Genomic DNA, 5,470 nt, shown 5'->3' with positions numbered 1-5,470 from the left:
GTCTCGAATGGAGACTGGGCGGGATGCTTGCTGTAATAGCCTGACGATGTCCTACTTTCACACGGGAATCCGCACTATCATTGGCGCTAAGGCGTTTCACTGTCCTGTTCGGGATGGGAAGGAGTGGTACCACCTTGCTATGGTCATCAGGCATAACTTGTTGTTGACGAGGCACTGGGCCTGGTCAACCAATTCATAGAGCGATTCAGCTTTTATTTGTTTGCGTCACTTGGCATAACACCTGATCGATTGATCAAAGTTATAGGGTCAAGCCGCACGAGCAATTAGTACTGGTTAGCTTAATGCATTGCTGCACTTCCACACCCAGCCTATCAACGTCCTGGTCTTGAACGACTCTTTAGGGGGCTCAAGGCCCCGGCAGATCTTATCTTGAAACGAGTTTCCCGCTTAGATGCTTTCAGCGGTTATCTCTTCCGCACTTAGCTACCCTGCGATGCCACGGGCGTGACAACAGGTACACCAGAGGTGCGTCCACTCCGGTCCTCTCGTACTAGGAGCAGGCTTTCTCAAATCTGCAGCGCCCACGGAAGATAGGGACCAAACTGTCTCACGACGTTTTGAACCCAGCTCACGTACCTCTTTAAATGGCGAACAGCCATACCCTTGGGACCGGCTACAGCCCCAGGATGAGATGAGCCGACATCGAGGTGCCAAACACCGCCGTCGATATGAACTCTTGGGCGGTATCAGCCTGTTATCCCCAGAGTACCTTTTATCCGTTGAGCGATGGCCCTTCCATACAGAACCACCGGATCACTATGTCCTGCTTTCGCATCTGCTCGACTTGTCAGTCTCGCAGTTAAGCACGCTTATGCCATTGCACTATCGTCACGATGTCCGACCGTAACTAGCGTACCTTCGAACTCCTCCGTTACACTTTGGGAGGAGACCGCCCCAGTCAAACTGCCTACCATGCACTGTCCCCGATCCCGATAAGGGACCTAGGTTAGAACCTCAAACACACCAGGGTGGTATTTCAACGTTGGCTCCATGTGATCTAGCGACCACACTTCAAAGCCTCCCACCTATCCTACACAGATCTGTTCAAAGTCCAATACAAAGCTACAGTAAAGGTTCATGGGGTCTTTCCGTCTTTCCGCGGGGAGATTGCATCATCACAAACATTTCAACTTCGCTGAGTCTCTGGAGGAGACAGTGTGGCCATCGTTACGCCATTCGTGCAGGTCGGAACTTACCCGACAAGGAATTTCGCTACCTTAGGACCGTTATAGTTACGGCCGCCGTTTACTGGGACTTCGATCAAGAGCTTGCACCCCATCAATTAATCTTCCAGCACCGGGCAGGCGTCACACCCTATACGTCCACTTTCGTGTTTGCAGAGTGCTGTGTTTTTGATAAACAGTCGCAGCCACCTATTCTTTGCAACCCTTTCATGCTCAGATGTTCTCATCACACTACTAGGGCACACCTTCTCCCGAAGTTACGGTGTCAATTTGCCGAGTTCCTTCTCCAGAGTTCTCTCAAGCGCCTTAGAATACTCATCTCGCGCACCAGTGTCGGTTTGCGGTACGGTCGTGTATAGCTGAAGCTTAGTGGCTTTTCCTGGGACCCCGTTCAGTCACTTCACGAGCAAGCTCGCTCGATCAACAGCCTCGGTATATGACAGGCGGATTTGCCTACCTGTCGCCTACATCTGTCTAAACCAGAATCCAATAACTGGATGACCTATTAGAATCCGTCCCCACATCGCACTATACATCGGTACAGGAATATTGACCTGTTTCCCATCAGCTACGCATCTCTGCCTCGCCTTAGGGGCCGACTTACTCTACGCCGATGAACGTTGCGTAGAAAACCTTGCGCTTACGGCGAGCGGGCTTTTCACCCGCTTTAACGCTACTCATGTCAGCATTCGCACTTCTGATACCTCCAGCAGCCTTTACAAGCCACCTTCACAGGCTTACAGAACGCTCTCCTACCACGCACAGTAAACTGTGCATCCGCAGCTTCGGTAACTGGCTTAGCCCCGTTACATCTTCCGCGCAAGACGACTCGATCAGTGAGCTATTACGCTTTCTTTAAATGGTGGCTGCTTCTAAGCCAACATCCTGACTGTTTTAGCCTTCTCACTTCGTTTCCCACTTAGCCAATTTTAGGGACCTTAGCTGGCGGTCTGGGTTGTTTCCCTCTTGAGTCCGGACGTTAGCACCCGGTGCTCTGTCTCCCAAGCTGTACTCTTCGGTATTCGGAGTTTGCCTTGGTTTGGTAAGTCGCCATGACCCCCTAGCCAAAACAGTGCTCTACCCCCGAAGGTAATACTTGAGGCACTACCTAAATAGTTTTCGGAGAGAACCAGCTATTTCCAGGTTTGTTTAGCCTTTCACCCCTATCCACAGCTCATCCGCTAGTTTTGCAACACTAGTCGGTTCGGACCTCCAGTACCTGTTACGGCACCTTCATCCTGGCCATGGATAGATCACCTGGTTTCGGGTCTACACCCAGCGACTAATCGCCCTATTCGGACTCGATTTCTCTTCGGCTTCCCTATTCGGTTAACCTTGCCACTGAATGTAAGTCGCTGACCCATTATACAAAAGGTACGCCGTCACCCCGAAGGGCTCCGACTTTTTGTAAGCATGCGGTTTCAGGATCTATTTCACTCCCCTCCCGGGGTTCTTTTCGCCTTTCCCTCACGGTACTAGTTCACTATCGGTCGATGATGAGTATTTAGCCTTGGAGGATGGTCCCCCCATGTTCAGACAGGATTACACGTGTCCCGCCCTACTTGTCTCTAGCTTAGTACCACACGTCAGTTTTCGCATACAGGGCTATCACCTGCTATGGCCGGCTTTTCCAAACCGTTTTGCTAACAGTCGTGCTATCACTAGAAGGCTTCTCCGATTTCGCTCGCCACTACTTTCGGAATCTCGGTTGATGTCTTTTCCTCGAGCTACTGAGATGTTTCAGTTCACCCGGTTCGCCTCAACAGCCTATGTATTCAGCTGAAGATACCTTTCGGTGGGTTTCCCCATTCGGAAATCTCCGGATCAAAGCTAATTTGCCAGCTCCCCGAAGCTTATCGCAGGCTATCACGTCCTTCGTCGCCTATCATCGCCAAGGCATCCACCACATGCTCTTAGTCACTTGACCCTATAACTTTGACGTTTCTCACGAAACTTCAAAATCCATCAAGTTAACTTGCCAGGTCTTTCACCTGGCGCGTTATGCCGTAATTGAGCCAAAGCTCAAATTACTCGAATTTCAGACAAGCTGAATTCGTTTGTGACGCAATCAAAAAATGTTGCTGACGGCACGGTGAGCCATGAAGCTCTTTCCGTCAGCAACGCTGATTCGACTCTATGAATTGTTAAAGAACAGCCGTGAGTCTTTCGACTCAATTACTGGCAATGCCAATATCAAAGCCCCCATACAGGAAGCTTTGATATTCACAATGAATGGTGGAGGATGACGGGATCGAACCGACGACCCCCTGCTTGCAAAGCAGGTGCTCTCCCAGCTGAGCTAATCCCCCAGGTCGGATGGATGCGGGGATGGTGGGTCTGGTTGGTCTCGAACCAACGACCCCCGCCTTATCAAGACGGTGCTCTAACCAACTGAGCTACAGACCCAAGCCGGTCGCTCAACGAGCCAAGCAAGCCCAGACCGCTGGCGACACCTTCCAACAACCGATAAGTGTGGACGTTTGAATTGAATTGCTGTTTTCCAGAAAGGAGGTGATCCAGCCGCACCTTCCGATACGGCTACCTTGTTACGACTTCACCCCAGTCACGAACCCTGCCGTGGTGATCGCCCTCCTTACGGTTAGGCTAACCACTTCTGGCAGAACCCGCTCCCATGGTGTGACGGGCGGTGTGTACAAGACCCGGGAACGTATTCACCGCGACATTCTGATCCGCGATTACTAGCGATTCCGACTTCACGCAGTCGAGTTGCAGACTGCGATCCGGACTACGACTGGCTTTGTGGGATTAGCTCCCCCTCGCGGGTTGGCAACCCTCTGTACCAGCCATTGTATGACGTGTGTAGCCCCACCTATAAGGGCCATGAGGACTTGACGTCATCCCCACCTTCCTCCGGTTTGTCACCGGCAGTCCCATTAGAGTGCCCTTTCGTAGCAACTAATGGCAAGGGTTGCGCTCGTTGCGGGACTTAACCCAACATCTCACGACACGAGCTGACGACAGCCATGCAGCACCTGTGTTACGGCTCTCTTTCGAGCACGAATCTATCTCTAGAAACTTCCGTACATGTCAAAGGTGGGTAAGGTTTTTCGCGTTGCATCGAATTAAACCACATCATCCACCGCTTGTGCGGGTCCCCGTCAATTCCTTTGAGTTTCAACCTTGCGGCCGTACTCCCCAGGCGGTCAACTTCACGCGTTAGCTTCGTTACTGAGTCAATGAAGACCCAACAACCAGTTGACATCGTTTAGGGCGTGGACTACCAGGGTATCTAATCCTGTTTGCTCCCCACGCTTTCGTGCATGAGCGTCAGTACAGGTCCAGGGGATTGCCTTCGCCATCGGTGTTCCTCCGCATATCTACGCATTTCACTGCTACACGCGGAATTCCATCCCCCTCTACCGTACTCTAGCTATGCAGTCACAAAGGCAGTTCCCAGGTTGAGCCCGGGGATTTCACCTCTGTCTTACATAACCGCCTGCGCACGCTTTACGCCCAGTAATTCCGATTAACGCTTGCACCCTACGTATTACCGCGGCTGCTGGCACGTAGTTAGCCGGTGCTTATTCTTACAGTACCGTCATGAGCCCCAGGTATTAACCAGGACCTTTTCGTTCTGTACAAAAGCAGTTTACAACCCGAGGGCCTTCATCCTGCACGCGGAATGGCTGGATCAGGCTTGCGCCCATTGTCCAAAATTCCCCACTGCTGCCTCCCGTAGGAGTCTGGGCCGTGTCTCAGTCCCAGTGTGGCTGGTCGTCCTCTCAGACCAGCTACAGATCGCAGGCTTGGTAAGCCTTTACCCCACCAACAACCTAATCTGCCATCGGCCGCTCCAAACGCGCGAGGTCTTGCGATCCCCCGCTTTCATCCGTAGATCGTATGCGGTATTAATTCGGCTTTCGCCGAGCTATCCCCCACGTCTGGGCACGTTCCGATGTATTACTCACCCGTTCGCCACTCGCCACCAGGTGCAAGCACCTGTGCTGCCGTTCGACTTGCATGTGTAAAGCATTCCGCCAGCGTTCAATCTGAGCCAGGATCAAACTCTACAGTTCGATCTTGAAATTTATACTCTTTCGAGTTAACTCATTTCGGAATTGAAGTGAACTTCACTTCTTTTCTTCATGAGCGTTTGATAGTCTGAAAGACTTTGGCAATTCGCCATCAAACGCCCACGCTTATCGGCTGTATGTTTTTAATGAACCACCGCAACACCTGTTTGCGGCAACTCAGCTGCGATCAACTGAGCCTTCAATTATGACACGCTTTTGAAAAACCTGTCA

General features: G+C 51.6%; 1 protein-coding gene, 2 tRNA genes and 3 rRNA genes. 1 reads left to right on the top strand and 5 read right to left on the bottom strand.

Annotated features, from left to right (window positions below):
* Positions 1–38: 38 nt before the first annotated feature.
* Together rrf and FVQ98_RS19420 are read right to left on the bottom strand one after the other, a co-directional pair.
* A 5S ribosomal RNA gene (gene rrf / locus FVQ98_RS19425) occupies positions 39–151 on the bottom strand.
* A 112-nt stretch (positions 152–263) separates the two neighbouring features.
* Positions 264–3,132 (bottom strand): 23S ribosomal RNA (locus tag FVQ98_RS19420).
* A gap of 172 nt (positions 3,133–3,304) precedes the next feature.
* On the opposite strand from FVQ98_RS19420, the gene FVQ98_RS19815 reads away from it, so the two are divergent.
* Positions 3,305–3,451: a hypothetical protein gene (locus FVQ98_RS19815; protein ID WP_187265822.1), complete on the top strand. Its 147-nt coding sequence runs from the start codon at positions 3,305–3,307 to the stop codon at positions 3,449–3,451.
* Here FVQ98_RS19815 and FVQ98_RS19415 read toward each other — a convergent pair.
* From FVQ98_RS19415 to FVQ98_RS19405, 3 genes are all read right to left on the bottom strand, one after another.
* Positions 3,439–3,514 (bottom strand) — tRNA-Ala (locus FVQ98_RS19415). The two genes, FVQ98_RS19815 and FVQ98_RS19415, sit on opposite strands and share 13 nt — an antisense overlap.
* Before the next feature lie 20 nt (positions 3,515–3,534).
* Positions 3,535–3,611, bottom strand: a tRNA-Ile gene (locus FVQ98_RS19410).
* Positions 3,612–3,709: 98 nt separating this feature from the next.
* Positions 3,710–5,242 (bottom strand): 16S ribosomal RNA (locus FVQ98_RS19405).
* The 16S, 23S and 5S rRNA genes sit together here with 2 tRNA genes alongside, the layout of an rRNA operon.
* Between the last annotated feature and the right edge of the window lie 228 nt (positions 5,243–5,470).

The organism is Ottowia flava, from assembly GCF_008017535.1.
GTDB classification, from domain to species: domain Bacteria; phylum Pseudomonadota; class Gammaproteobacteria; order Burkholderiales; family Burkholderiaceae_C; genus Ottowia; species Ottowia flava.
The sequence above is the reverse complement of the archived record's forward strand: the minus strand, read 5'-3'. Positions and strand labels throughout refer to the sequence as shown.